The organism is Pseudomonas chlororaphis (assembly GCA_001023535.1).
Lineage (GTDB): Bacteria > Pseudomonadota > Gammaproteobacteria > Pseudomonadales > Pseudomonadaceae > Aquipseudomonas > Aquipseudomonas chlororaphis_E.
The window spans coordinates 2,895,317-2,921,697 of sequence record CP011020.1; the positions used below are offsets into that span (position 1 = coordinate 2,895,317).

Consider the following 26,381-nt stretch of genomic DNA (forward strand, 5'->3'; position numbering starts at 1 on the left):
TAGGCACCGTAGCAGCCACATCAGGCGCGCCCGGCCGACTCGGCATCGGCACGGCCCTGGGTTTGCTCGCGAAACTGGCTGGGCGTCATGCCGATTCGCTGGCGAAAGGCCGTGGTGAAGTTGCAGGCATTGCGAAAGCCCACCAGTTCGGCAACGTCCTGCACGCTCATGGCGCTTTCAGCGAGCAGGTCTTGGCCACGCCGCAATCGCGCGTCGCGAATGTAGGCGAATACGGTCAGCCCCAGGTGCTCGCGAAAAATCCGCGAGAGGCGTTTCTCGTGGGTGCCCACCTTGTGGGCCAACTGGACCAGGGAAGGCATGTCATCGAGGTGCTCTTCAATCCAGCGCATCGCGGCACGCAGGACGATTTCATCGCCTTCCGGCTCCGGGTCGGCCGGGTTGGCTTCGCGGGGCGGTGGCACGCGCCAGGTCAGTTGCAGGTGGATCCTGATGCGCGCGAGCACTTCCTCGGGGGCGCAGGATTTGGGGATGTAATCGACCCCGCCCACGGTCAGTCCTTCCAGCCGCTCGAACGAGCTGTTGGCCGACGACAGGAACAGAATGGGCGTCTGCCGGGTCGCCGGGGCCTCGCGCAAAAGCCGGCACAGGCTGAACCCGTCCATCTGCGGCATGTGCACATCCAGGACAATCAGATCGGGACGCAGCGCCAGCGCCCGTTGATAGCCCTGGTGCGCATCGCTGGCCAGGGAAATGCGCCAGGACTGCGCCTTGAGCAGGACGAGCGTTGCGCGGATGTCTTCCGGAACATCGTCGATCAGCAGGATATGCGGCTGCGGCTCGGATGACGCCGTCGCGTCGCCCGCCACGGCCACTCGCCTTTCGTATCGTCCGTCGTCCATTCGCTACGTTCTCTTATCGTGCCTTTGCCAGCATCATTGCCGAAATTGCACAGCCAATCGATGGCTCGGTTAAAACTCGTCATAGATAGCGGCCGCGCCAGCGAAGACTTGAAGGCGGCAGGTTCCACCCGCTCGTGCGGCTCAGGACCTATGCTGAAGGGACCTACTCTGACCGGCAGGCTGTTGATGATCCAGTGCAAACGCGCCTATGAAGCCGCAAGCGCCACGGATGGCGTGCGCATCCTGGTTGATCGGCTGTGGCCGCGCAATTGTCCCAAGCAGGCGTTGGTGATCGATGAATGGCGCCCGGAGGTGGCGCCTTCCCATGGGCTGCGCAAGGCATTCAAGGCCGGGTCGGTTTCGTTCGAGGCATTCAAGGTGGCTTATCGCAAGGAGTTGGCCGCCCAGCCGCAAAGTTGGTGGCGATTGGTGGATGTGGCGCGGGACGGGGCCCTGACGCTGGTTTACGCGGCCAGGTCCGTCACCGAGAACAATGCCGTGGTGCTGGCCGAGTGGTTGGAGGATGAGGTGGAGAAGCGTGCGCAGGGGAGTTCGCCGGTGTGTTACCTGGCGGAGTTTCCCGAGATGTGAAGTGGTTGTCGCGTCGCCCGGCGAGAGCAAGCGCCCTCGCCGCGGCATCGAGGGGAGTCAGGGTCGATAGCCCGGTGGCAGCTCGTGCTGGGTCGGGGCCTTTTCTTCGTGGTAGTGGGGTTTGCCGGTCGGGGAGTTCATGAGCGTCGAGTTCGCCAGGATGGTTTCCGTCAGCAGGCTGTCTTCGCCGTCCTTGAACCAGCAGGCCAGCGCCGAATTGCGGTTGCCGTGCATGTCGACCACCACCGGCCAGTTCTCCAGGCCGCGAGCGTCGCTGGGGGGAATGTCGCCATAGTGCTTGGGTGGCAGAACCAGGGCGTCGCCAGGGCGGACCCAGAGGTCGGCCAGGTAGATTTCCCGCGCGGCGGGCCGCCAGCGGGCGACACTGATGACCAACGGCAACCGACCGTAGCGCGAGAAAAACGCGTGGGGGAAGTTGTGGTATTCGAGGTCGGTGGGGTTGTGGGTCAGCAACTCACGCATGCGCGCCGGCCCGAGGTAAGGCGATTGATGGCCGGCCCATTTGCCGTAGGTGTATTGGCCAAGAATCAACTGGTCATAGTCAAACCGCAGGCATTCGCCGTTTCCGAGCAAGGTCATGCCGAACGCCTGTGCCGTTTCCTTCGTGGCCCAGAGCGGCTCATAGCGCACTTGCTTGACGTGAAAGTCGAACGCTTTGATGACGTAGGACCCGGTGCTCGTCGGCACCTCACGGTCCTTCCAACTGATGCCGGAATAGCGGGCACCCAGCAGCAGGTCGGGGTTTTCGGGGCTGAGGGTGATCAAGGCTCCGCGCACCTGGTCGCTCGGCTGCGCCAGGCCGTGGTCGTTGAACAGGTAGGGGAATGTCCGAGCGTCGAGGGGCGTTTCCACACCGTCGCCAAGAAAGGGCACGCTGTTAAAGAGTTGCATTGTCATGGACCACTCATACAAGAAGACAACAGAAAACGCCCAGCCGCCCCGTCAGCGACGGACCGGCTGAACCTGCACGCTATCAACGATACGGACGATGCTGCTCGCGCAGCCAGTCCATGCCGTGGGGTTCGCGCCAAGGGCGCACGGCGGCACGTTTTTCCACCTGGGTGAGGCACAAGGCGTCCATCCAGTAGTAGACCATCAACAGGTGGAACACTTCATCGCCGCGCCGATCCCAGATCACGTCATCCTGCTGGCGACCCGGTTCAATGGCCTTGAGCCGACAGTCGCCCTGGTCGTGCCGACCTTGCAGGCAAGCGCCCGTCTCGTAGTTGATCAGCAGCACAGGATGGTTGATTTCCGGGTAGGGTTTTTCCAGCTCGGGCATGTACCAGAACTGCCCGGGGTTGCGCCTGTCCGGCGTTTGCATGGCGATGCGGGTCTTGTCCTGCGGGTCGGTCGCCAGCGCCGGTTTGTCGCCGGTGTTGTTGCGCAGGATGTACAAGACCGTGCACGGGTCTTCCTCGGTCTTTTCCGTTTGTACCAGCTTAGCCTTGCCGAACGAGTCGTAAGACAGGCGCGCCATGACCTTCACGGTCGGGTTGAGGTCCTTGCCCGGCTGGCCAAAACCGGCAATCAGGCCATCGACCCCCGGCACTTCCAGCTCATTGCCCGCCAGCACATAGGTCAGGCCGGCCATCGGGTTGGGCTGCATGTGGCGGGTCAGGGCGTCCCAGCGCTGGAGTGTCGCCCTGCTGGCGCCGTTGAGCAGCAGCGCCTCACGCATGGCGCTGCTGGGGTAGTAGCGCGCATCGCGGGGCCAGCGTTCGGTGACCATCAGCAATCGCTGCCCCTTTTTCTCTTTGAGCAGCAGGGCCAGGGCATCCCAGAACTGTTCGAACTCGGCCTGGGTAGCCGTCGCGGCCGGCGGGAAGTGCAGGTTTTCCTGGGCCTGCTTGCTGTAGTTATCGATGAACACCACACGCAAGGCCGGGCCTGTCGCCGTGCCGCGCGGTGCGGTTTGACCACCGGAATGGCCGAGCGTGATCACCGATTCCTGCCAGGAGCCTTCGATTTCCGCCTTGTAGCTGGTGTACCACAGGTAAGCCTGTTCCAGGGCGTAGCGCACTTCGCCTTTCTTGACGAAGAGGTACACCGGCGAAAGCTTCAACTCCACGATCTGGGGATCATCGGGCAACGACTCACGCCATTTGCCGAAGTCCGCGTTGCAGTTGCTCGGCTTTTCCGGGGTGAAATCGATCGCGTGCGTGCCGCCCTGGGTGGTCAGGTTGGCCACGCGATGGGCGATGTTTTTCTTCACCGACTCGGAGATCTCGGTGGAAGCGCTGCCTTTGACAAAGGTGCCGTACTCCGCCTCGACCATGGCGCTGAGGGTGTTGTCTTTGCTGAGGAAGGACTTGAGAGACGTCATCGCATAGTTCAGCGCGCCGCCGACGGTGACCTCGCTGACGATGTCGGCGCCGAAATCGACGAAGAAATCGAAAAACGGCTTTGCATCGCGCGGATCGAAGACCTTGGGCAGCTCACCGACGCGCGTCTTGAAGCTCGCGGTCGCGCTGTCGGGGTTGAGCTCCAGGTTCAGTTTCCACAGGCGCACCGTGTGGCTGTAGAGCACGGCGTCACGCTCTTCGAGCTGTTTGATATTGCTGCCGAAGGTGACTTGGAAGCCGGCGGAAAACGCGCCGTATTTACCGGAGCCCTGGACCTTGGACTGGGTATGGCTTTCGTATTCGTCGCGGGAAGTGAAGGTTTCGACGAAGTGATCATCCTTGGCGACTGCCGTGCTCATGGCGACATTCTGGCCAACGTTGTAAGTGGTTTGCCGGTACGGCACGGCGCGTTTGCCCGACTCGGTATCGCCCACTTTCTGGCATTCCTTGCTTTCGCCGGCCCAGTCGAGCCGGTTCAGGCCGCGCCCCAGTAATTGCGAACCGCCGATGTCCCGTGGTTCGTTGCTTGAGCCGCCTATCAATCCATCGTTCATTGCCGTTCTCCCATCGCTCAGGTTGTATCAATTGGTGCCAATTGATGGGGCTCAGTATCGGAACGGGCGGGATCGGCGGACAGTCCAGAACGGTGTCAGTCCGGTATCAGTTCGGTATCAGGCCAATTGCCATCTTTCCGTTAACGCGGGCGATGCAGTGGAGTAGACTCGAACGGTTTTCCAGGCTCGACCTCGCAAGTGCCGGTGATCGACATCGGATTGTGCATTCATTGGCGCGCCGCCCGAAGCGAAGGGGCCGGCCAGGGCTATCGACATGGACTCCAGACAAAGCTCGTTTCCAGCCCTGCCCAAGCCCGACGCCTCCGTATCGGACGGTCGCGTATTGCTGGACGCCGCCTCGTTGAAAGGCCTGCGCAAACAGCACGGCCTGAGCCAGGAAACCCTGGCCGAAGCCTGTCTGAACCGACACCTGTGCGTGTCCATTGCCTCGATCAAGCGCGCCGAAACCGGTAAGCCGGTGCTCTACCGCACGGCCCGTCACCTGGCCACGGCGTTCGATGTCGATGTCAGCGCGCTGCTCGGGCCATCCGCCTCGGCGGCGCTGGTCGACATCGAACAGGCCGTGCTCGCGCTGCACGACCAGGCCTTTGCGCAACACGCGTTGAACCAGGCCGACGAGACCGTCATCCGATATGTGCTGGAGCTGTCCTTCGGTCTCGATACCCAGGGGCTGGGCGACGAGGTCGAGCGGTTGGTGCGCCAGTTCGGCGGTGTCCCGCTCGGGATGACCCAAGGCGTGGTGATCGCCCAGTTCGGTTCCCCCCAGGCGTACCGCAGTGACAGCGAGCGCGGCTTACTCTGCGCGCTGGCGCTGAGCCGGGAGGCGTTCGTCAAGCCGGGGCACGCCTTGTTGCTGCGGCTGGTGCGCTTGAGTGCCGAAAGCCCGGAGCTGCACACCGAGGCGCTTTCGCTGGCCCACCAGCCGCTGCAGGATCGCTACGGGCATGCGCCGGTGTACGTCGCCCAGAACCTGCTCGAACAGCTGGCCTCACGGTTTGAGTTCTACGCCGCCGACGAGGTATTTCCCGCCTATCGAAAATGCCGGCGCCCGCGCAGCCTCGACGAAAACGCGCCCCGCCCGCTGGTGGGCCGGGCGATTGAAGTGTTGCAGTTCAAGGGCGTGATCGAGGCCACCCAGGAATGCCAGGACGGCCATGTGGTGTACGTGCGTGGAATGGCCGGCATCGGCAAGACCCGCCTGGTCAGTGAGTTTGTCGACATCGCCCGACAGAGCGGCTTCGCCTGCCACCGCGGCGATGTGCTGGATTTCGGCATGAACAGCAGCCTCTGGCCGCTGGGACAGTTGCTCCACAGCCTGCTCGGCCTGGGGCCGGTTGGCGCGGGTCAGTTGGAGGAGGCATTGTCGCGCCTGAAAGTCGCGGCCGAGCATCGGATGTTTCTTCACGTGTTGACGGGCATTGGCGCGGCCGAACCGCCCGCTCTCTACGCGGCGATGAGCAACCAGGCCCGCACCCAGGGGTTGTTCCAGGCCATGTGTGAGGTGGTGCTGCGCCTCGCGGTGCACCAGCCCCTGCTGATCTGCCTTGAAGACCTGCACTGGGGCGACAGCGCGCTGTTTGCCATGCTGGCCAAGCTGCTCAACGCCACGGACGAGGCGCCGATCGTCTGGCTGCTGACGTCACGCCCCGAAGGCGACCCGCTGGAAAACCAGATCCGCGCCGGCGCCAGCCACCCCATGAGCCTACTGGACATCGCGCCGATCCGCGCCCGCGAAGCCACCGCCCTGGCGGATCAGTTCACCGACGTCGACCCGCGCTATCGGGCCGACTGTGTCACCCGCGCCCAGGGCAACCCGCTGTACCTGACACAACTGTTGTCGAGTGAGGAAGGCGTGTTCCCCGACAGCCTGCGGCACCTGGTCCAGACCCGCTTCGACAAACTCGCCCCCGACCAGCGCCGCGCCTTGCACTACGCCGCCGTCCTGGGCAACCGCTTCGAACTGACGCTCTGGCGCGAAGCCCTGGGCCAGGCCACTTACCTGCCGACGGCGGACATGCGCCAGGGGCTGTTGCGCGAGGTCGAGCCGGGAAGCTTCGTGTTCGTCCATGACCTGGTCATGCATTGCCTCTACGACGCCATGCCCACCGCCCTGCGCGAACAACTGCACCGCGACGTGGCACGGCTCTACCGCGAGCGCGACCGGACACTCCACGCCCAGCACCTGCTACGGGGCAACGACCCGGCGGCGTTCGACGCATTGCTGGCGGCCATGGACGAAAAGCGCCTCGCCTGCCAGTACGACAGCGTCCTGGCGCTGGCCCGCCAATGCGCGGCCTTCGACGCGCGCACGCGCCACCACTTCCCGTTCGCCCTGTTGTGCGGCCAGGCTTGTGCCGGCCTCGGCCAGACCGCCGAGGCGCGGGAGCATTTCCAGCAGGCGCTGGCCTTGGCGGTACAGCCCCAAGACCGAATCGACGCCGCCCTCGGCCTCGCGGCCGCCCTCAACACCCTGGATTGCCTGGACGAAGAAGAACGCCTGATCGAAGCCACCCTGCCGATCGCCCGCACGCTGCACGCCCACATCGCCCTCGCACAGTTGCATCAATTGCGCGGCAACATCTACTTCCCCCGTGGCGACTACGCCGAATGCCGCCGGCTGCACGAAGAAGCCTTGTCCTATGCGCGCATCGGTCGCCACCTGGAAAGCGAAGCCAAGGCCCTGAGTGGCATCGGCGATTCCTACTACGCACAAGGCCGGATGCAAACCGCCTACGAAGTGTTCGACCAATGCGTACGCCTGTGCGAACGCCATGGGCTGGTCCACGTGGAAGCGAGCAACCGCAGCGCCCGGGGCTCGGCGCAGCTTTACCTGGGCCAACCCGAACCCGCCTTACGCGACGCCGGCGACGCCATCGAATGCAGCCGCAAGATCGGCAACCACCGCGCCGAAGTGTTCTCCCGCCTGACCGCCTCCTGGGGCCTGGTCGCAAGCGGCCAGGCCCAGGCGGCCGAGCAACAACTGAGCGGCGCACTGGAACTGGCCCGCAACCTCGGCGCCAGCCGTTTCGAAGCGATATTGCTCGAAGGCCTGGCGCGCGTGGCGCTGCACCACGGCGATCGCGAGCGAGCACAGGCCCTGATCATCGACGCGGCCGGCCTGGTCGAACGTTTCGAGTTGCAACGCTACATCGGCCCGTGGGTCTACGGCAGCCTGGCGATGATCGTCGACGACTCGCCCCTGAGCGAGCAGGCACTGCTCAAGGGCGAAGCCCAACTCACCCAGGCCTGCCTGGCCCACAACGCCCTGCGCTTTCGCGTGGCGGCGGCGGAAACCTGCCTGCTGGCCGGCGATGTTGAACGGGCGACCTGGCAGGCAGAACAGATGGCCGCGCTGCCGCAGGCCTCGTCGTGCGCCTGGGTCAGTCACCATGTGCAGGTGATTGACGGCGCGGGGCGAGCGTTACGCGGCGAGACCATGCCCAAGGGCCTGTGGGAGGACGGACAGCGGCTGGGGTTTGGCAACACGATGCCTCGCTTGAGGGCGTTGCTGGGCTGATGGCCGAGCGGTTTCATCCCCAGCAAACGCGCACTGGACGCCCTGCCATGGCGAGCGCTTTTTGCTTCGCTGTCCGGCTAGGCTCTGTTTGAAAAGTCTTGAGACGAAGGTCAGGCAAGGCGAAAACCGGCGAGGAACGGCCGGGGTCGCGCTCGACTTTACTGGAGTAAATGAGCATTCCGATCGGACTCGCGCACGAGCCGGTTTTCAACGCAGCATGAACGAGTATCAAGGCTTTTCAGACAGAGCCTAAGATAGGGCTGCTGAAAACCATAGGGACGGCAGGCACGATGCAACTCGGTTTCGATCCGCTGATTCATCTCGACTGGAAAACGCCGGGCGCTGAATGCCTGGGGTTGTTCCAGCATTACTATCCCGACATCGCGGTGTTTACCGGAGCGCCATTCGAAGCGTTGCTGGACGAACTGTCCAACGAAATGCCCGAGGTCTGTTTCCAGGCCCTGGCAACGGCGCTGGCGCGCCACGGCTACGACCTGTGGAACCTCGACGCCGGTGCTGATGACTACCGGCCCGTCATCGTCCCGACCGAACAGCGCGAAGCGTTTGCCCGGCATTGGCAGGACCGGGCGCCCTTCACACCGACACGGATCGAGCAGGCTCGCGCCGCCACCCCGCGCAAATCCACGCCAACCAAACGCAAGCCGTTGAACTGGCTGCCTGAAGTCCATGACTATCCCGGGCCCACCTATGTGCACGAATACAACTACCGCAATGGCTGGGCCGGCATTACTGAACAGGACGACGAGCAGTGGCTGTGCTTCCTGATCGACTACAACCCATGGCCGCCCACCGAGCAGGACATGCTCGAACACCGGACCGACCCAGTCGACGGCGCTGACCTGCAGTTGATCGATGCCGACGACCGGCACAGCCTGTGGCGCCGTCAGGTCGAACGGGGTGCCTACAGCGCCGACGACCGCTACATCTACGAGCGTCGCGAAGGCGAAGACGTACAGCCCTTCGGCCCTGCACAGACACAATGGCCCGCGTTCGAAGAACCCTGCGTGGTGGTCGATGGCCAAGTGTTCGAACGCCAGCGGCTGTACGAGCCCGAACACCTGACGCGCATCTGGCGGATCACCGCCGACAGCAGCCAGGTCATCTTCGAGCATTCGGATGAGTTGAGTATCCTGCCCATCGGCCCGCGCCGCTTGCTGTTCATGCAGGACCACGGTACGCAGTGCTGGATCTGGCACCTGGACGCGCCCCACGAGGCCGTCGCCGCCAAACCGATGCCGGCCGGCGGCGGCAAACTGCGCGCCGCGACCGCCTACCTCGGGGGCGACGAGATCCTGCTGTTCAGCGAAAGCACGCGGCAGAATGTCGAACACTCGGGTTACCAGGAAACCGTGCTGCTGGCGTGGCGCTTCAACTTCATGACCGGCGCCAGGACCCAGGCGTTGCTCGACGGTTTTGGCAGCGAACTGCGCCAGGACACGCGCCTGCTCGTCACCCAGCCCAAGCAGGTCATCACCCTGCGCACCTTCCACGGCAGGCTGCACGTTGGCCGCGGGCACGGCGACTGGTGGGTGTGGAACTACCAGACCCACACCTTCGGCTCACACACCCTGGCGTGGTTCTGGAACCAGGCCACCCATGAGGTGCTGAAACTGTCGACCCGAGACATCCGGCGCATCAAGCCGCACATCCGCTACCTGCCGACGCAGGATCGGTACCTGGCGTTTGAAACAGCGTTCGTGGCGCGGTTGCCGGTGTTTGCGCAGATGGTCGAGGCCAAGGGCGTTGATGTCCTGGCGTTTGAATGAAAACAAAGGCCCGTGTTTGAGAGAGCGAGCGCCATTCAAATACGAAAAACACCAGAAATTTTGCACGCTATCAACACCTCTGATACCGTGCTGAAATCGTGATATGGACACTCACCCAATGACTGCCACCCGCCGCCACCCTGAGTTCATTGAAAGGCCTGATCTTTTCGAACTCAAAGTCTATGTTGAAAGCGTGCTCGGTCTGAAGCTGCGCTTTAAGCCCTGGAAAGAGGTCAAAGTCCTTCCATATGCCCTGCGGGACCGGTACGAGTTTTTCCTTACGGAACTATTCAACGTCGAGTGTCTTATCCTAAAGGAGCGTCCACAGCGTGAGGCCAGCGTCGCGGACGTCGCCAAGCATATACAAGCCATTCGCAACCTACCGGCGTACAACAAGTTACCCGGCACCGGTCATCTGATGATTTTTGTCACCGACACACTTCCGAGCTATGACAGAAAGCGGCTGATAGAGAAGCGTGTCCAATTTATCGTGCCAGGCAATCAACTTTTTCTGCCAGCATTTGGCATGGATTTGCGCGAATACTACAGGCAGCGCCTGGAAAAAACCCAGGCCCTGAGCCCAGCCACTCAAGCCATGCTGATTCAGTGTCTGGTCAAGGGCTGGCAGGACAAGTGGCTGACAACCCGTTCCGCGTTCGAGAAATCCTTTAGCTACGCGAAAATGACCGTCACCCGAGCCATCAAGGAACTGACCGATCTGGATATCGTGCAACCTGGAAAGGAGATGGGCGAGAACGCGATTTTCTTTCACCTGGCACCCAGAGAAACCTGGGAGAGGGCGAAAGAGCACATGCGCACCCCGGTCAAAAAGACACTTTGGCTCAATGCCATACCCGAGGCCTCTGACATTCCGATGCTGCTGGCAGGAGAGTCGGCATTGGCTGAGATGAGCCTTCTCGCCAGCCCAAAAGTACCTGTCTTTGCCATGACGGCAGCACAGTTCGATCACATTCGAGCGCATGCTCAGTTGGAAATGAATGCAGCCCATGGGAAGGACTTCGGCCTTTGGAGCTCAACCTCAACAACGACGAATTCGAAACTGGAAAGCACCGCCCCTTACCGTGAAGTACCGCAAAACCATGCCATATGTTGCATTCAGGTATGGAGCTACGAGCCGGTGCATAGCAACTCAGCCCCGGGCGCTGTCGATTCTTTTTCCCTCTACCTCAGCCTCAAGGATGACCATGATGAGCGCGTGCAAATGTGTCTGGATGAAATGATGGAGAACCTCACATGGTAGTCGGCGTAGAGCGGTTCAAGGAGTATTTCAAGGACTATCAGAACAGTTACATCCTGATTGGCGGCGTGGCGGCTTCGATGGTCATGGACGAGTTGGGAGAGACATTTCGACCGACCAAGGATCTGGATATCGTGCTGGTGGTCGAGGCGCTTGATCGTGCGTTTGTCAGCCAGTTTTACCGCTCAGCCTCCCCCTGTGGATAAACATCGCTGACATTCAATGACAATTGCGCAGCCACCTCATACCCGTCGGCCTTGCTGAAATTCAGCTGGAACTCCTGGTAAGCCGGGCCCGCCAGCCAGCGGTCGACTTGCAGGTCTTGGTGCTTGGAGCTTTCACCCGGGGTGAGTTGCCCGAACAGCGGATACCCGGCATCGGCAAAGAGCCGGTCGGCCTCGAACCAGTCCATCTCCTTGTCGAGGCCCACATGGGGCCCGACGGCCGCCCAGGCATCTGGCGTGACCTTCTGGCCGACGTCCAGGAAGATCACCTTGCTCTCTTTCGCGCCGATCAGGAACGGCAGGTTCATCGGCGCCCCTGTGGAATCGAGCAGCTTGGATTTCATGCCGAGGTATTCTCCCCCACCGTTTTCCCTGCGCTCCCAGATCCGCCAATCGATCACGCTTTCGGGGTTGAAGCTGTTGTTGGTGAGGATGATCTTGTAGCGCTGTTTGAAGAGCACGACCGAGGCATCTTTATAGGGTTTGTAGAAGGACACCTTGGTGTGCTCGGCACCGACCCGGATGATGATCGGGGTTTTGCGGCTGGCGACGCTGTCCCGGTATTGCTGGTAGGTGAAGAAGGCTGAAGCGATGGAGACGATCAAGGCCAGTGTTGCAATGGCGTCCGTACGGGTGAGGGTTCTGAACCAGTTCATCATGGGGTACGCATCCAGGCGTTCGGGGTGGTTGGGCTGATGGCTTCGCGAGCAGGCTCGCCATCGTCTGCACAATGGCCCATTCCCACAAGTCTTTACGGCTTGGTTTCTGCCTGTTCTCCACTAAGGTGATAGGAGCCCTGCCATTCAACGACCCTGAGGCCGCCATGAGGAACTTCACGATTCAGCACATCGATCACATCGTCCTGCGGGTCAAGGACATGGAGCGTAGCCTGGCGTTCTATACGTCGGTGCTCGGCTGCGAACTCAGGAAGCGTCGAGATGACCTTGGCATGCTCCATCTCGGTACAGGCGTCTCGATGATCGATCTGGTGGATGTCGAAGGGCCGCTGGGGCGCCCGGGCGGTCCGGCCGCCGATAAGCAGCGTCGAAATGTCGACCACTTCTGCCTGCGCATCGAGCCCTTCGATGAAGCCGCGATCCTCGCGCATCTGGCGTCCAACGGCGTCGAGGCCGAGAAAGCGCAGGTGCGATACGGCGCGCAAGGCCAGGGCCCGTCGATCTACTGCCTCGACCCGGATGGCAACCAGATCGAATTGAAAGGCCCTGCTCAAGAGCCGTAAAAGGCGCCACTCAAGGTCCCCCTGCGTCGCCCGGCAGCCGACGGTTTTTCTCCTAGACTTGCAGTGTCTCGTTCTTGAACCACCGCGCCGCCCATCACAACGCAAAGGGAACTTCGCAATGCTCAAACGCCTGTGCAAAACACTCGCCTGCATGCTGGCCATCAGTGCGCTGGGCACGGCCATGGCGGCCGAACCGATTGTCATCAAGTTCTCCCACGTGGTGGGCGAACAAACGCCCAAGGGCCAGGGCGCACTGCTGTTCAAGCAGTTGGTGGAGGAGCGATTGCCAGGCAAGGTCCGGGTCGAGGTGTACCCCAATTCCACGCTGTATGGCGATGACAAGGAGATGGAAGCCTTGCTGTTGGGGGATGTGCAGATCATTGCCCGGTCACTGGCGAAGTTCGAGCAGTACACCCGGACCGTGCAGTTGTTCGACTTGCCGTTCCTGTTTGACGACATTGCCGCCGTGGACCGCTTTCAACTGAGCCCCGAGGGCCAGAAGTTGCTCAAGTCCATGGAAAGCAAGAATGTCACCGGCTTGGCCTATTGGCACAACGGCATGAAGCAGTTGTCGGCCAACAAGCCCTTGCGCAGCCCCGACGATGCCCGTGGCTTGATATTCCGGGTGCAGGTTTCAGCGGTGCTGGAAGAACAGTTCAAGGTATTGGGCGCCAAGGCCCAGAAGATGATTTTCTCGGTGGTTTACCAAGCCTTGCGCACGGGCCTGGTCAACGGCACGGAGAATCCTTATTCGAACTTCTACGACCAGAAACTCCATGAAGTGCAGAAGTACGTCACCGAGACCAACCACGGCGTACTTGACTACATGTTGATCACCACCTCCGACTTCTGGAACAACCTGCCGCCGGACATTCGCAGCGAACTGGACAAGATCGTGGTGGAGGTGACGGCCCATGTGAACCAGGAAGCGGACCGGCTGAATCAGCAGGACAAGCAATATGTGCTCGACGCCAAGACCACCGAGATCATTACCCTCACCCCCGAAGAGCGCAACGCCTGGCGCGAACGGTTGAAGCCGGTGTGGGCGACGTTCGAGAAGGCGATCGGGCCAGACCTGATCAAGGCCGCCGAAGCGTCCAATAAGCCGCAGTAACACCATGGCGAAGGCCCTTCGTCCCCAGCGGCAACGAGCGCCTTCGCCACGGAACAATGCTTGTCCTGTCCAGCCGCAAGGCACAGTGCGCTATGATCCCGGCCTTGCCCTGAACAGAGCCTGCGCCACCCATGTTGCCGTCTTCTGCTGACATTGCCTCTTCCCTGCCCCCTGTGCTGGTCGGTCCGCTGTTGCGGCGCCTGGAACCGACGCGGCTGGTGATGTGGCTGGTGGGCACGCGACCGCTGGCGTTGACGCTGCACATCGACGCAGTGGGCGATCTTGAGCTCGACGGGCCGCGTTGCACCGTGGTGCCGGTGGGGCAGCACGCGTTCGTCCATCTGATTGACGTGCCACTCGACAGCCCCCTGCCCCAGGACGTGCCGATCGATTACGACCTGCGGGTGGATGGCGCCCCGATTGCCGAATGGGCGCCGCACCTGTTGTATGGCGAGGCGCAGTGCCCGAACTTCATGCTGCATTCGCGCATCGAGCAACTGGTCCACGGCTCGTGCCGCAAGCCCCATTACCCGGCCAACGACGGCCTGCTGTGTGTCGACCGGCTGTTGGCACAGGACTCGGCACAACGGCCGGCGTTGCTGATGATGAGCGGCGACCAGGTTTACGCCGATGACGTCGCGGGCCCCATGTTGCGGGCGATCCATGCCTTGATCGAGCGCCTGGGCCTGTTCGAGGAATGCCTGGACGGTGCCGTGGTGCAAGACAGCGCCAGGCTCTACCGGCACCCGGCCAGTTATTACCATCGCGCCGATTTACTGCCGGCCCTGGAGAGCAACGAAACCCTGCGCGAGCGCTTCTTTGGCGGGGCGCGCAAACCGATTTTCACCAGCAGCAGCGCCGACAATCACCTGGTGACGTTCGCCGAGGTCATGGCGATGTACCTGCTGGTGTGGTCGCCGGTGCCCTGGACGCTGATCACCGTGGTGCCGCCCGAGCTGACCCCGGAGCGGCGCCAGCGCTATGACCTGGAACAGCAACGCATCGACGCCTTCAAGGCCGGACTGGGTGGCGTGGCGCGGGTGTTTGCGCAGCTGTCGTGCTTGATGATCTTCGACGATCACGACATCACCGACGACTGGAATCTGTCCGCGCAATGGGAGGAAACGGCCTATGGCCATCCGTTCTCCAAGCGCATCATCGGCAACGCCCTGATCGCCTACATGCTCTGCCAGGGTTGGGGCAATAACCCGGACGCCTTTGCCGACGTGCTCCAGCAAACCCTGGCCGTGACCGCCACCGCTCGCGACCGCTACCTCGACAGCGCGCCGCAGGACAAACTGATCGACACGCTGCTGGGCTTCCAGCAGTGGCACTACGTGATGCCGAGCACGCCGGCCCTGGTGGTGCTCGACACCCGCACCCGCCGCTGGCGCAGCGAGAACAACCTCAAGCAACCGTCCGGCCTGCTGGATTGGGAAGCCCTGAGCGAGTTGCAACAGGAACTGCTGGACCATCCTTCGGCGATCATCGTCTCGCCGGCGCCGATCTTCGGGGTGAAGCTGATCGAAACCGTGCAACGGGTGTTCAGTTGGTGCGGTTATCCGCTGTTGGTGGATGCGGAAAACTGGATGGCCCATCGCGGTGCGGCCCAAGTGATCCTGAACATTTTCCGACACTCGCGCACACCCGGTAATTACGTGGTGCTGTCAGGCGATGTGCATTATTCCTTCGTCTACGAGGTGCTTATCCCACACCGCAAGGGCGGCCCGCGCATCTGGCAGATCACCAGCAGCGGCATCAAGAATGAGTTCCCGCCGGCGCTGCTGGAATGGTTCGACCGCCTGAACCGCTGGCTCTACGCTCCGCGCTCGCCCCTGAACTGGTTCACCAAGCGCCGCAGCATGCGCATCGTTCCCCATACCCCGGAACATGCCGAGGCCGGCGAGCGCCTGTGGAACTCAGCGGGGATTGGCCAGGTGTTCTTCAATGAACAGGGACAACCGGCACAGATCTACCAGCACAACGCCAACGGCAAACCGCCAACCCGCATGCAGGCGCCGAAATCGCCGCCGACTTGAAGCCACTCCCCCTGCGGGAACTTGCCCGCGAAGGGGCCGGTACATCCAACATCGTTGCAAGCTGACCCTCCGCTTTCGCGGTGTAGAAACGGACACATCCTTTACAATTGAAACCGGGGACATCGTTTACGTTTCTGTTGGCTTGAAAGGCGGCTTTCGCCGCTTTTCAGCCTACCTAAAAGGTAGCTGCAGAGGTAAATATCCCACACATCATCGTCCACTTCTTTGAGTCCTAGCGCCTCACCGGCCAGAGATTCGCTGACGAAAATCATCTTGCCTTTCCATTTCATCGACCCGTTCTGCCTAACCATACGGATCGTCATGTCCGCCGCGTAATCCGCCTCAGGCACGCGCCCATCGTACTGCCGCTTTGATGGCTCATAGAGGTCCGCAGGAACTTTCATCTCTAGGGCCTTGTGAGGTCGCACGTAATTGAATTCCTGTCGAAACTGTTCGAATGCCAGCTGTTGCTCCACCAGGTTACGTTCAGGTGCATGAAGCAAAGCAGCCTTGAGTGTTCGATGCATGCGTTCGTGACGGCCATTCTGGTCAGGCCGCCCCGGCTGGATTCGCTCCGGATGAATCCCTAAACGTATCCACCACGCGGCCAGACTGGATATGCGTGAAATGCCGGTAGAGGCAAAAGGAGAGCCATTATCTGTACGGATTACGTCAGGTAAACCGTACTCCCGAAACGCCCAGTCAAATCCTTCGCGGGCACCGGCAACGCTGCCTTGTGCTCTGCACAGCAATAGAAATCGGCTGACGTGATCGGTAATGGTCAGAGGGTAACAACGTTGGCCGTTCTGAAGCGCGAAGTCACCTTTGAAGTCTGCGGCCCATGTCTGATTAGGCCCAGTGGCGTCACGCAGCGGATTTTTTCCTGCTGGCGGTCGATTGAGGAAACGGCGCTTTTGCACCAGACCTGCTCGCTTAAGCCACTCGCCTGCCGTGCTGACAGTGGGCCAAGACAGGTTTGGATGGTCGATCTTAAGGTTATGCACCAACTTCTCAGGCCCCCAGCTGTGATGCTCGCGCTTGTACGCGATTAGCAGCTCAAGCACCTCGTCGCTGATTTTGAAAGGGCTCGTATGTGGGCGCCGTGACAGCTCCTTTAGCCCATCAATGCCGTGCGCCTCGTAGCGTGCAAGCCATTTGTCCAAAGTGGGTCGGCTGAGCCCGTAGTGACGGGCCAGCTCGCTCTTGGAGTAGCTGCCTTGCAGCCAGTCGCCTATGAGTTTGATTCGTTGATCCATCGGGGACTCTCGATTCCAGGGCATGGTCAGGCACCTCCTGACCGTATTTATGCACCTGTAAACGATGTCTCCGGTTTAAAACGTAAAGGATGTCCCCGGTTTCTACCCGAGCAAGCCCGCTCCCACAGGGGTAATGCGTTGGCATATCTGATTCCCGCCAGCACCACAAGACCACTGTGGGAGCGAGCTTGCTCGCGAAGGCGTCAGGCCAGCCAACATCTTCGTGACTGATCCGGCACTTTCGCGGGCAAGCCCGCTCCCACAAGGGATGGAAGGTGGACCTGATTCCCGCCAGCACCACAAGACCACTGTGGGAGCGAGCTTGCTCGCGAAGGCGTCAGGCCAGCCAACATCTTCGTGACTGATCCAGCGCTTTCGCGGGCAAGCCCGCTCCCACAAGGGATGGAGGTGGACCTGATTCCGGCCAGCACCACAAGACCACTGTGGGAGCGGGCTTGCTCGCGAAGGCTTTACTGGGCGCGAGCGCTGAGTTGCTGTTGCAGGTGTTGGATCTGCGCTTGCAGGGTGTTGATGTTGCGGGTGACCTGGCCGCGGAAGGCGTCGAATTCGGCGGTGTTGCCGCCGTTGTCCTGCTGGCTCTTGAGAACGATCACGTCCTGTTCCAGCCGTTCGAGGGCCGAGTTGGAGGTGGCTCGCTTAAGCGCCGTGATGTCGGCGCCGATACTCTTGAGCTGGGCATCCAGCGCTCCGCCCTCGCCTTGGTTCTTCAGGGCCGTCATTTCAGTCGACAACGCCTTGACCTGGGCCTGGAGCTCCTTGTTGGCAGCCTGCAACTGGATACTGGTGTTCTGCTGCTCAGTGGCCTGGGCAATGAGCTGGGCCAGCTCCTTGTCCAGGTCGGCGGACGGACCGAACGTGGCCTGCTGGAGTTTGTACTGCTCCTGCAACTTGCTGTCGAACTGCCGAGCCTGGTCCTGGAGCTTGCCTTCCAGCTGCTTGATCTGCAGCTTCAAGGCTTCGCTGTCGCTCATGACATTGGATTGCCCAGCCACCACCTTGCCGGAAATATCCTGCAGCCGCCCTGCCGCATCCTCGCTGATGCGCGCAAAACTTTCCTGGGTCGCCACCAGCTGCTGTTCCATCAGGGAAATCTGCTGGAAGCTCCACCAGGCCAGGAAGCCGAACGCACACACCAAGGCGCCGATCAACGCCCACAACGGCCCGGTGCTGGGGCCCTTGACCTTGGCTGCGGCAACGGCTGCCGGCCGCGCCTGCGCGTGGGCCGGGCGGTGGGTCGGGAAGTCATCGTCATCGGGGATGTCGGCGCGCATCCGCAGGCTCGGTACATCGTCGAAGTCGTCGTTGGCATCGTTACGCATGGGCATGGTTCAACCTTTGGGAAACCGGTGATGACTGGGTGCGGCGAGTATAACCCCCTCGCCCGCCGCACCGATTGACCCCGAACCCGGCACTCGGTTCATGACGGGCCGATCAGCGGGCATCCTGGGCTTTGTACCAGGCACAGAACTCATCGAGCGCGGCCCACAGGCTGACCTGGGGGTCGTAATCGAGATACTGCCGAGCCCGGCTGATGTCCAGGGTGAAGTGCCTGTTCATGACCTGCATCCCCAGACGTGACAGCGTCGGTTCGGGGCGGCCCGGCCATAATCTGCAGAACCCTTCGTTCAGGGCGGCAACACTATAAGCCAACCCGTAGGAACGGTAACGCCTGACCTGTGGGACTTGCATCTGGCGCATCACGTAATTGACCACATCCCACAGCGGCACCGGAGCGCCGTTGCTGATGTTGTAGGCCTTGCCCAAGGCCGAACCGGTGACGAGCAGGCTGCTGAGCAACGCCTCATTGAGGTTCTGCACGCTGGTGAAATCCACTTTGTTCAACCCATTGCCCACAATGGCCAACCGCCCCTTGCGCTGCATCTTCAGCAGGCGCGGGAAAATGCTCATGTCGCCGGCACCGGTGACAAAACGCGGGCGCAGGGCCAGCACTTCGAGGCCGAACTCCTGGGCACCGAACACCTTCTGCTCGGCCAGATACTTGGTGGCGGCATACGGGTGCTTGAAGCGCTTGGGCACTTGCTCTTCCGTCAACCCGAGGTGGTCACGGCCGTCGAAGTAGATGGACGGCGACGACAGGTGGACCAGCCGCCGAACCTTCTGCTTGAGGCAAGCCTCGACGACATTTTCCGTGACCTCGACATTGCCCTGGTGAAAATCCTGGTAACGCCCCCACAGCCCCACAGAGCCGGCGCAATGCACCACGGCCTCGACATCCACGCACAGGTCACGCGCCAGCAGCGGATCGCTCAGGTCTCCCTGGACAAACTGCGCACCGCGACGCACCAGGTGCTCCACGCTCTCGGCCCGGCGACCGTTGACCCGTACATCCAGGCCCTGCTCCAGGGCGAAACGCGCAAAGCGCCCGCCGATGAAGCCGCTCGCGCCGGTAACCAGAATTTTCATGAATGCTCCTTGGAAGGGCGGTTACGAGCGTCAAGCTACAACAACCTGCCAATTTAACTGTGCGTCGCTTGCGACCTGTTGCTTGACGTCTAGGACGGTGCCCAAGGCACCAGCCACTGCCGGGAGGAACGGATCAATTGTTCGGTCAACGCACCGAGCAACTGCCCACCATTGCGCCAATGATGCCAGTACAACGGCACATCGATCGGTTTATCTGCCAGCAAGTTCACCAGCGTGCCCTGGGCCAGTTGTTCACGCACCTGCAATTCCGGCACCAGGCCCCAGCCGAGACCGGCTTCGGCAAGGCGAATGAACCCTTCGGACGACGGGCACAAATGGTGTTCAAAACCGCCTTCGACGCCCAGGGACGCGAGGTAGCGGTGTTGCAGGAAGTCGTCCGGACCGAACACCAAGGCTGGGGTGTGGGCCAGTTGATCGGCGCGCACGCCGTCGGGGAAGTACCGGGCGATGAACGCCGGGCTGGCCAGCGCGCGGTAACGCATGGCACCCAGCAGCACGCTGCGTGCACCGGCCACCGGACGCTCGCTGGCGCAGACGCACGCCGCCACTTCCCCCGCACGCATGCGCTTGAGGCCGACAGTCTGGTCCTCCACCACCAGGTCGAGCAGCACATGCTGCCGGGCGCAGAAATCGCCCAGCGCCGCCGCCCACCAGGTCGCCAGGCTGTCGGCGTTCAAGGCGATGCGCAAGCGCTCGGGCAGGCCTTCTTCATCCAGCGCCGGCACCAGGCTTTGCAGGTCTCGCTCCAACAGACGCACTTGCTGCACGTGGTTGAGCAGGCGCCGGCCGATCTCCGTCGGCGCCGGTGGCGTGGCACGCACCAGGACCGGTTGGCCGACGCGTGCCTCCAGCAACTTGATCCTTTGGGAAATGGCCGATTGCGACAAGCCCAGCACCTGAGCCGCCCGCTCGAAACCGGCCTGCTCGACCACGGCGGCGAGGGCGGAAAGCAATTTGTAGTCGAACATCAGTTTTCCTAATGAGTAATCAGCAGGATTGGTTTTTCTTATACAGCGCCCCACCGGACAATGGCCAGCATCATTTGAAGGAGCGAGCCATGCCTGGCGAAACATCATTGACCACCCTGATCCGCAGCCTGAGCCCGCAGCTCAATCACGGCGACTACGTGTTCTGCTGCCTGCCCGACGGCCAGGTGCCGGCCGGCATCGAGATCATCGGCAGCTTTCTCGAACGCGAGGGGCTGACCGTCATCCTGGAAAAATCCCAGGCACAGCAGGCCGGCCTGGGCTGGGACTACGTCGCCGCCTGGATCACCCTCAACGTGCACTCGGCGCTGCAAGCCGTAGGCCTGACCGCCGCCTTCGCCACGGCCCTGGGCAACGCCGGGATCAGTTGCAACGTGATTGCCGGCTACTACCACGACCATCTGTTCGTCGGCCGTGACGACGCCGCACGGGCCATGGACGTGCTTAGGCAACTGGCCGCCAGCGGGGAGTGACGAACATGTGGCAAAGCTATGTGAACGGATTGTTGATGGCCCTCGGGCTGATCATGGCCATCGGTGCCCAGAATGCATTCGTCCTGGCCCAGAGCCTGCGCCGCGAGCACCACTTGCCGGTGGCCGCCCTGTGCATTACCTGCGATGCGCTGCTGGTCGCGGCAGGCGTCTTCGGCCTGGCAACGCTGCTGGCCCAAAGCCCCTTGCTGCTGTCGATCGCCCGCTGGGGCGGCGCCGCCTTCCTGCTCTGGTATGGCAGCCTGGCGTTGCGCCGGGCCTGTTCGAAACAAAGCCTGCAACACGGTGAGAACCAGGCCGTGCGCTCCTTGCGGGCGGTATTGCTCAGCGCCCTGGCGGTGACGCTGCTCAACCCCCACGTGTACCTCGACACCGTGCTGTTGATCGGCTCCCTCGGTGCCCAGCAGAGCATGCCCGGTGCCTACGTGATCGGCGCGGCGAGTGCGTCGCTGTTGTGGTTCCTCACCCTCGCCTTCGGCGCCGCACGGCTGGCCCCGTGGCTGGCTCGCCCCGCCACCTGGCGGATCCTCGACCTGCTGGTAGCGGCGATGATGTTCACCGTAGCCGGGCAATTGATCGTCAGTGGCTGATTATTCCAAACCGCTCTGGAACCTCTATCCCACACAGTTGTTGCGTGGTTATGCCGCACCCCCGGTGCTATGATCCGACTCCTGCGCCGCAAAGAGTACAAACTCCCCGGCGCAAGTCGGGCCGCCCGTGATCGGCCTTGCGCTCACCGCAACTGACCTGATTAGGAGAATCACCATGGCTTTCGAATTGCCGCCGCTGCCTTACCCACACGATGCACTGCAGCCGCACATCTCCAAAGAAACTCTGGAATACCACCACGACAAGCACCACAACACCTATGTCGTGAACCTGAACAACCTGGTACCTGGCACCGAGTTCGAAGGCAAGACCCTGGAAGAAATCGTCAAGACCTCCTCGGGCGGTATCTTCAACAACGCCGCTCAGGTCTGGAACCACACCTTCTACTGGAACTGCCTGGCGCCAAACGCCGGCGGCGAACCTACCGGCGCACTGGCCGAAGCCATCAACAAGGCCTTCGGTTCGTTCGACAAGTTCAAGGAAGAGTTCAGCAAGACGTCCATCGGCACCTTCGGCTCCGGCTGGGGCTGGCTGGTGAAAAAGGCTGACGGTTCCCTGGCCCTGGCCAGCACCATCGGCGCCGGCAACCCGCTGACCAGCGGCGACACCCCGCTGCTGACCTGCGACGTCTGGGAACACGCCTACTACATCGACTACCGCAACGTTCGTCCGAAATACGTCGAAGCGTTCTGGAACCTGGTCAACTGGAAATTCGTGGCCGAGCAGTTCGAAGGCAAGACCTTCACCGCCTAAGCCCGTAGCCAGACCAAAGAACCCGGCACCTTGCCGGGTTTTTTGTGCCCGGCGCCAATGGCCGGGTATCGATCGGCGCCGGGGACACCGTGCGCCTTGAGCACCAATAAAAATTCCCGCCAGGCCTCAAGTTGCGCTCCCTTGCAACCGACACAATGGGCATAGAGCAATCACTCTGAAAGAACCGTCCATCGGCCATGTTTATCGGCGAAAACCCTGGTGTTTGATTGTCCCTTTGACTGACATCACAGGATTGCCAATACTCATGGCAACTTGACGCTACCGCACGGAACAAGGAACCACTCTTTGAAGCTGGAACTCAAGAACAGCTTGTCTGTGAAGTTGCTCCGGGTCGTGCTCCTCTCGGCATTGATCGTTGGCGTGCTCTTGAGCTGCGCCCAGATCGTGTTCGATGCCTACAAAACCAACCAGGCCGTCGCCAACGACGCCCAGCGTATCCTCGACATGTTCCGCGATCCGTCGACCCAGGCCGTCTACAGCCTGGACCGGGAAATGGGCATGCAGGTGATCGAAGGCCTGTTCCAGGACAAAGCCGTACGCATGGCCTCCATAGGCCATCCCCGCGAAACCATGCTCGCCGAAAAAAGCCGTGCCCTGCAGGCGTCCGAAAGCCGATGGCTGACCGACCTGATCCTGGGCAAGGAGCGCACCTTCACCACGCAACTGGTGGGGCGCGGGCCCTACAGCGAATACTACGGTGACCTGAGCATTACCCTCGACACCGCCACCTATGGCGAGAGCTTCATCGTCAGCTCGGTGATCATCTTCATCTCCGGCATGCTTCGGGCCCTGGCCATGGGCCTGGTGCTGTACCTGGTCTACCACTGGCTGCTGACCAAGCCGTTGTCGCGGATCATCGAGCACCTGACCGAAATCAACCCTGATCGCCCCAGCGCCCACAAGATCCCGCAACTGCGCGGTCACGAACATAACGAGCTGGGGCTGTGGATCAATACCGCCAACCAGTTGCTCGAATCCATCGAGCGCAACACGCACCTGCGCCACGAAGCGGAAGACAGCCTGTTGCGCATGGCCCAGTACGACTTTCTCACCGGTCTGCCCAATCGCCAGCAATTGCAACAGCAACTGGACAAGATCCTGGTGGATGCCGGCCGTCTGCAACGTCGGGTGGCGGTGCTGTGTGTCGGGCTGGATGATTTCAAGGGCATCAACGAGCAGTTCAGCTATCAGACCGGCGACCAGTTGCTGCTCGCCCTCGCCGACCGGCTGCGCGCCCACAGTGGTCGTCTCGGTGCCCTGGCGCGACTAGGGGGCGACCAGTTCGCCCTGGTCCAGGCCGACATCGAACAGCCCTACGAGGCTGCCGAACTGGCCCAGAGCATCCTCGACGACCTGGAGGCGCCGTTCGCCCTCGATGACCACGGGATCCGGCTGCGGGCGACCATCGGCATCACCCTCTTCCCCGAAGACGGCGACAGCACCGAGAAACTGCTGCAAAAAGCCGAGCAGACCATGACCCTGGCCAAGAGCCGCTCTCGCAATCGCTATCAGTTCTACATCGCCAGCGTCGACAGCGAGATGCGCCGCCGCCGCGAACTGGAGAAAGACCTGCGCGAGGCCCTGATCCGCGAGCAGTTCACCCTCGTGTACCAACCGCAAATCAGCTACCGCGACCTGCGGGTAGTGGGCACCGAGGCCCTGATTCGCTGGCACCATCCCGAGCACGGCCTGGTGCCGCCGGACCTCTTTATCCCGCTGGCCGAACAGAACGGCACCATCATCGCCATCGGCGAATGGGTGCTGGACCAGGCATGCCGGCAACTGCGCGAATGGCATGACCAGGGCTTCACCCAACTGCGCATGGCGGTCAACCTGTCGACGGTGCAGTTGCACCATGCGGAGCTGCCGCGGGTGGTCAACAACCTCCTGCAGATGTACCGGCTGCCGCCGCGCAGCCTGGAGCTGGAAGTCACCGAGACCGGCCTGATGGAAGACATCACCACCGCGGCCCAACACCTGCTGAGCCTGCGCCGCTCCGGCGCACTGATCGCCATCGACGACTTCGGGACCGGCTATTCGTCCCTGAGCTACCTCAAGAGCCTGCCGCTGGACAAGATCAAGATCGACAAGAGCTTCGTCCAGGACCTGCTCGAAGACGAAGACGACGCAACCATCGTCCGGGCGATCATCCAGCTCGGCAAGAGCCTGGGCATGCAAGTGATCGCCGAAGGCGTCGAGACGGTCGAGCAGGAAGCCTACATCATCGCCGAGGGCTGCCACGAAGGTCAGGGCTACTACTACAGCAAGCCGCTGCCGGCACGGGAACTGGGCGCTTACCTGAAGCAGGCGGAGCGCAGCAAGGCCTCCATCCTCTGATTCCTTGATCCATCACAGCCTTCAACATTTCCTACAACGGTTCCGCGCCGTTCTGTCGGAGTAGTCCGAGGCTGCGATCGGCATTGATTAAATAAGAAATATTTACAGCCGCAACCCTTTACACATAATGCAAATCTTTCGCATTATGTCGCAGTTTTTGCGCACCCTCGCGCCTGTCCCATCCATTTCCGAAGCAGGATGTTCGCCATGATTCGTATGCCTCTGGCTACCGCCAGTCTGCTGGCCATCGCTATTTCCCTCGCCGGTTGCGGCGAAGGCAAAGACAAGGCCGCCGCGCCGCAAGCGCCAGCGCCTGCCGCCAGCACTGCGGCACCGGTCGCCCCTGCTGCCGCCGGCAAAGTCGATGAAGCCGCCGCCAAGGCCGTTGTCGCGCACTACGCCGACATCGTCTACGCCGTCTACAGCGATGCCGAATCCACGGCCAAGACCCTGCAAACCGCCGTCGACGCGTTCCTGGCCAAGCCGAACGCCGAGACCCTGGGCGCTGCCCGCACTGCCTGGATCGCGGCACGCGTGCCGTACCTGCAGAGCGAAGTGTTCCGCTTCGGCAATACCATCATCGACGACTGGGAAGGCCAGGTGAACGCCTGGCCCCTGGACGAAGGCCTGATCGACTACGTCGACAAGTCCTACGAGCACGCCCTGGGCAACCCGGGCGCCACCGCCAACATCATCGCCAACACTCAAGTCCAGGTGGGTGAAGACAAGGTCGACGTCAAGGACATCACCCCGGAAAAACTCGCCAGCCTGAACGAGCTGGGCGGTTCCGAGGCCAACGTCGCCACCGGCTACCACGCCATCGAATTCCTACTCTGGGGCCAGGACCTCAACGGCACCGGCCCGGGTGCGGGCAACCGTCCGGCGTCCGACTACCTGCAAGGCGCCGGCGCCACCGGTGGCCACAACGACCGCCGTCGTGCCTACCTCAAGTCCGTGACCCAACTGCTGGTCAGCGACCTGGAGGAAATGGTCGGCAACTGGAAGCCGAACGTGGCTGACAACTACCGCGCCACCCTGGAAGCGGAACCGGCCGAGAGCGGCCTGCGCAAGATGCTGTTCGGCATGGGCAGCCTGTCCCTCGGTGAACTGGCGGGCGAGCGCATGAAGGTGTCCCTGGAAGCCAACTCGCCAGAAGACGAGCAGGACTGCTTCAGCGACAACACCCACAACTCGCACTTCTACGACGCCAAGGGCGTGCGTAACGTGTACCTGGGCGAATACACCCGCGTCGACGGCACCAAGATGACTGGCGCCAGCCTGTCGTCCCTGGTCGCCAAGGCCGACCCGGCGGCGGACACCGCGCTGAAGGCCGACCTGGCCGACACCGAGGCCAAGATCCAGGTCATGGTCGATCACGCCAACAAGGGCGAGCACTACGATCAACTGATCGCCGCCGGCAACACCGCCGGTAACCAGATCGTGCGCGACGCCATCGCCGCACTGGTCAAGCAGACCGGTTCGATCGAACAAGCGGCCGGCAAACTGGGCATCAGCGACCTGAACCCGGACAACGCCGATCACGAGTTCTGATCGACGCCGGCAAACTGAAAAGGCGACCTTCGGGTCGCCTTTTTTGCACCTGGAGAAATCGGAGCGACTTGGGGGACTTGCTTGCGACTGCGGTATGCCAGTCAACATCTCGGTCGGCTGGACCACCGCCTTCGCGAGCAAGCCCGCTCCCACAGGGTTCCAAGGTGGACCTGGCATTGGTGATCACCGCAACGCCAACTGTGGGAGCGGGCTTGCTCGCGAAGGCGGTGGCACATTCGACATCGATGGTGACTGATACTGTGCTTTCGCGAGCAAGCTCTCCCACAGGGTTCCAAGGTGGACCTGGCATTGGTGATCACCGCAACGCCAACTGTGGGAG

General features: G+C 62.1%; 21 protein-coding genes. 13 read left to right on the forward strand and 8 right to left on the reverse strand.

The features are described 5' to 3' along the window. Positions 1 to 20: 20 nt before the first annotated feature. A complete protein-coding gene (locus VM99_12775; protein ID AKJ98895.1) occupies positions 21 to 827 on the reverse strand; it encodes an AraC family transcriptional regulator in 807 nt (268 codons plus the stop codon). A 219-nt stretch (positions 828 to 1,046) separates the two neighbouring features. Here VM99_12775 and VM99_12780 point away from each other — a divergent pair, with 219 nt between their 5' ends. After that, on the forward strand, positions 1,047 to 1,451 hold the full coding sequence (locus VM99_12780) for a MarR family transcriptional regulator (GenBank protein AKK01746.1): 405 nt from the start codon (positions 1,047 to 1,049) through the stop codon (positions 1,449 to 1,451). A gap of 57 nt (positions 1,452 to 1,508) precedes the next feature. Here VM99_12780 and VM99_12785 read toward each other — a convergent pair whose 3' ends face one another. Then, positions 1,509 to 2,363, reverse strand: a complete 855-nt coding sequence (locus VM99_12785; protein ID AKJ98896.1) for a hypothetical protein — start codon at positions 2,361 to 2,363, stop codon at positions 1,509 to 1,511. Between the two features lie 82 nt (positions 2,364 to 2,445). After that, entirely contained in the window at positions 2,446 to 4,371 is a 1,926-nt protein-coding gene (locus VM99_12790; GenBank protein ID AKJ98897.1) for a hypothetical protein, read from the reverse strand. A gap of 274 nt (positions 4,372 to 4,645) precedes the next feature. Here VM99_12790 and VM99_12795 point away from each other — a divergent pair, with 274 nt between their 5' ends. The 4 genes from VM99_12795 (at position 4,646) to VM99_12810 (ending at position 11,160) form a co-directional block, all read left to right on the forward strand. Further along, on the forward strand, positions 4,646 to 7,909 hold the full coding sequence (locus VM99_12795; GenBank protein ID AKJ98898.1) for a Cro/Cl family transcriptional regulator: 3,264 nt from the start codon (positions 4,646 to 4,648) through the stop codon (positions 7,907 to 7,909). A 290-nt stretch (positions 7,910 to 8,199) separates the two neighbouring features. Beyond that, positions 8,200 to 9,696 carry a hypothetical protein gene (locus VM99_12800; GenBank protein ID AKJ98899.1) on the forward strand — a complete coding sequence of 499 codons (1,497 nt, stop codon included), beginning with the start codon at positions 8,200 to 8,202 and terminating at the stop codon, positions 9,694 to 9,696. Between the two features lie 118 nt (positions 9,697 to 9,814). Then, positions 9,815 to 10,957 (forward strand): hypothetical protein, encoded by a 1,143-nt coding sequence (locus VM99_12805; GenBank protein AKJ98900.1) that lies wholly within the window; start codon positions 9,815 to 9,817, stop codon positions 10,955 to 10,957. Next, a complete protein-coding gene (locus VM99_12810; protein ID AKJ98901.1) occupies positions 10,951 to 11,160 on the forward strand; it encodes a hypothetical protein in 210 nt (69 codons plus the stop codon). Before VM99_12805 ends, VM99_12810 begins: the two co-directional genes overlap by 7 nt. On the opposite strand, the gene VM99_12815 is transcribed toward VM99_12810, so the two are convergent. Next, positions 11,133 to 11,837, reverse strand: a complete 705-nt coding sequence (locus VM99_12815) for a hypothetical protein (protein AKJ98902.1) — start codon at positions 11,835 to 11,837, stop codon at positions 11,133 to 11,135. The two genes, VM99_12810 and VM99_12815, sit on opposite strands and share 28 nt — an antisense overlap. Positions 11,838 to 12,001: 164 nt before the next feature. Between VM99_12815 and VM99_12820 the strand changes: the two genes are divergently transcribed. From VM99_12820 to VM99_12830, 3 genes are all read left to right on the forward strand, one after another. Then, positions 12,002 to 12,418: a lactoylglutathione lyase gene (locus tag VM99_12820; GenBank protein AKJ98903.1), complete on the forward strand. Its 417-nt coding sequence runs from the start codon at positions 12,002 to 12,004 to the stop codon at positions 12,416 to 12,418. Between the two features lie 118 nt (positions 12,419 to 12,536). Next, a complete protein-coding gene (locus VM99_12825) occupies positions 12,537 to 13,532 on the forward strand; it encodes a C4-dicarboxylate ABC transporter (protein ID AKJ98904.1) in 996 nt (331 codons plus the stop codon). A gap of 131 nt (positions 13,533 to 13,663) precedes the next feature. After that, entirely contained in the window at positions 13,664 to 15,571 is a 1,908-nt protein-coding gene (locus VM99_12830) for an isoleucyl-tRNA synthetase (GenBank protein ID AKJ98905.1), read from the forward strand. A 101-nt stretch (positions 15,572 to 15,672) separates the two neighbouring features. Here VM99_12830 and VM99_12835 read toward each other — a convergent pair whose 3' ends face one another. The 4 genes from VM99_12835 to VM99_12850 form a co-directional block, all read right to left on the reverse strand. Beyond that, positions 15,673 to 16,851, reverse strand: coding sequence for a transposase (locus VM99_12835; GenBank protein ID AKJ98906.1), 1,179 nt, complete (start codon positions 16,849 to 16,851; stop codon positions 15,673 to 15,675). Between the two features lie 446 nt (positions 16,852 to 17,297). Then, the gene (locus VM99_12840; GenBank protein AKJ98907.1) at positions 17,298 to 18,173 is read right to left on the reverse strand and encodes an ATPase; all 876 of its coding nucleotides are present in this window, start codon (positions 18,171 to 18,173) and stop codon (positions 17,298 to 17,300) included. A 106-nt stretch (positions 18,174 to 18,279) separates the two neighbouring features. Continuing rightward, entirely contained in the window at positions 18,280 to 19,272 is a 993-nt protein-coding gene (locus VM99_12845) for a 3-beta hydroxysteroid dehydrogenase (protein AKJ98908.1), read from the reverse strand. 89 nt (positions 19,273 to 19,361) lie between these two features. Next, on the reverse strand, positions 19,362 to 20,261 hold the full coding sequence (locus VM99_12850; protein ID AKJ98909.1) for a LysR family transcriptional regulator: 900 nt from the start codon (positions 20,259 to 20,261) through the stop codon (positions 19,362 to 19,364). A gap of 89 nt (positions 20,262 to 20,350) precedes the next feature. Between VM99_12850 and VM99_12855 the strand changes: the two genes are divergently transcribed. The 5 genes from VM99_12855 to VM99_12875 all read left to right on the forward strand — a co-directional run bounded on the left by VM99_12855 (position 20,351) and on the right by VM99_12875 (position 26,041). Further along, positions 20,351 to 20,752 carry an acetyltransferase gene (locus VM99_12855; protein ID AKJ98910.1) on the forward strand — a complete coding sequence of 134 codons (402 nt, stop codon included), beginning with the start codon at positions 20,351 to 20,353 and terminating at the stop codon, positions 20,750 to 20,752. Positions 20,753 to 20,757: 5 nt separating this feature from the next. Next, positions 20,758 to 21,360, forward strand: coding sequence for an amino acid transporter LysE (locus VM99_12860; GenBank protein AKJ98911.1), 603 nt, complete (start codon positions 20,758 to 20,760; stop codon positions 21,358 to 21,360). 175 nt (positions 21,361 to 21,535) lie between these two features. Continuing rightward, a complete protein-coding gene (locus VM99_12865; GenBank protein AKJ98912.1) occupies positions 21,536 to 22,132 on the forward strand; it encodes a superoxide dismutase in 597 nt (198 codons plus the stop codon). A 306-nt stretch (positions 22,133 to 22,438) separates the two neighbouring features. After that, positions 22,439 to 24,490: a diguanylate cyclase gene (locus VM99_12870; GenBank protein AKJ98913.1), complete on the forward strand. Its 2,052-nt coding sequence runs from the start codon at positions 22,439 to 22,441 to the stop codon at positions 24,488 to 24,490. A gap of 207 nt (positions 24,491 to 24,697) precedes the next feature. Next, positions 24,698 to 26,041 carry a peptidase gene (locus VM99_12875; GenBank protein ID AKJ98914.1) on the forward strand — a complete coding sequence of 448 codons (1,344 nt, stop codon included), beginning with the start codon at positions 24,698 to 24,700 and terminating at the stop codon, positions 26,039 to 26,041. Positions 26,042 to 26,381 lie beyond the last annotated feature (340 nt).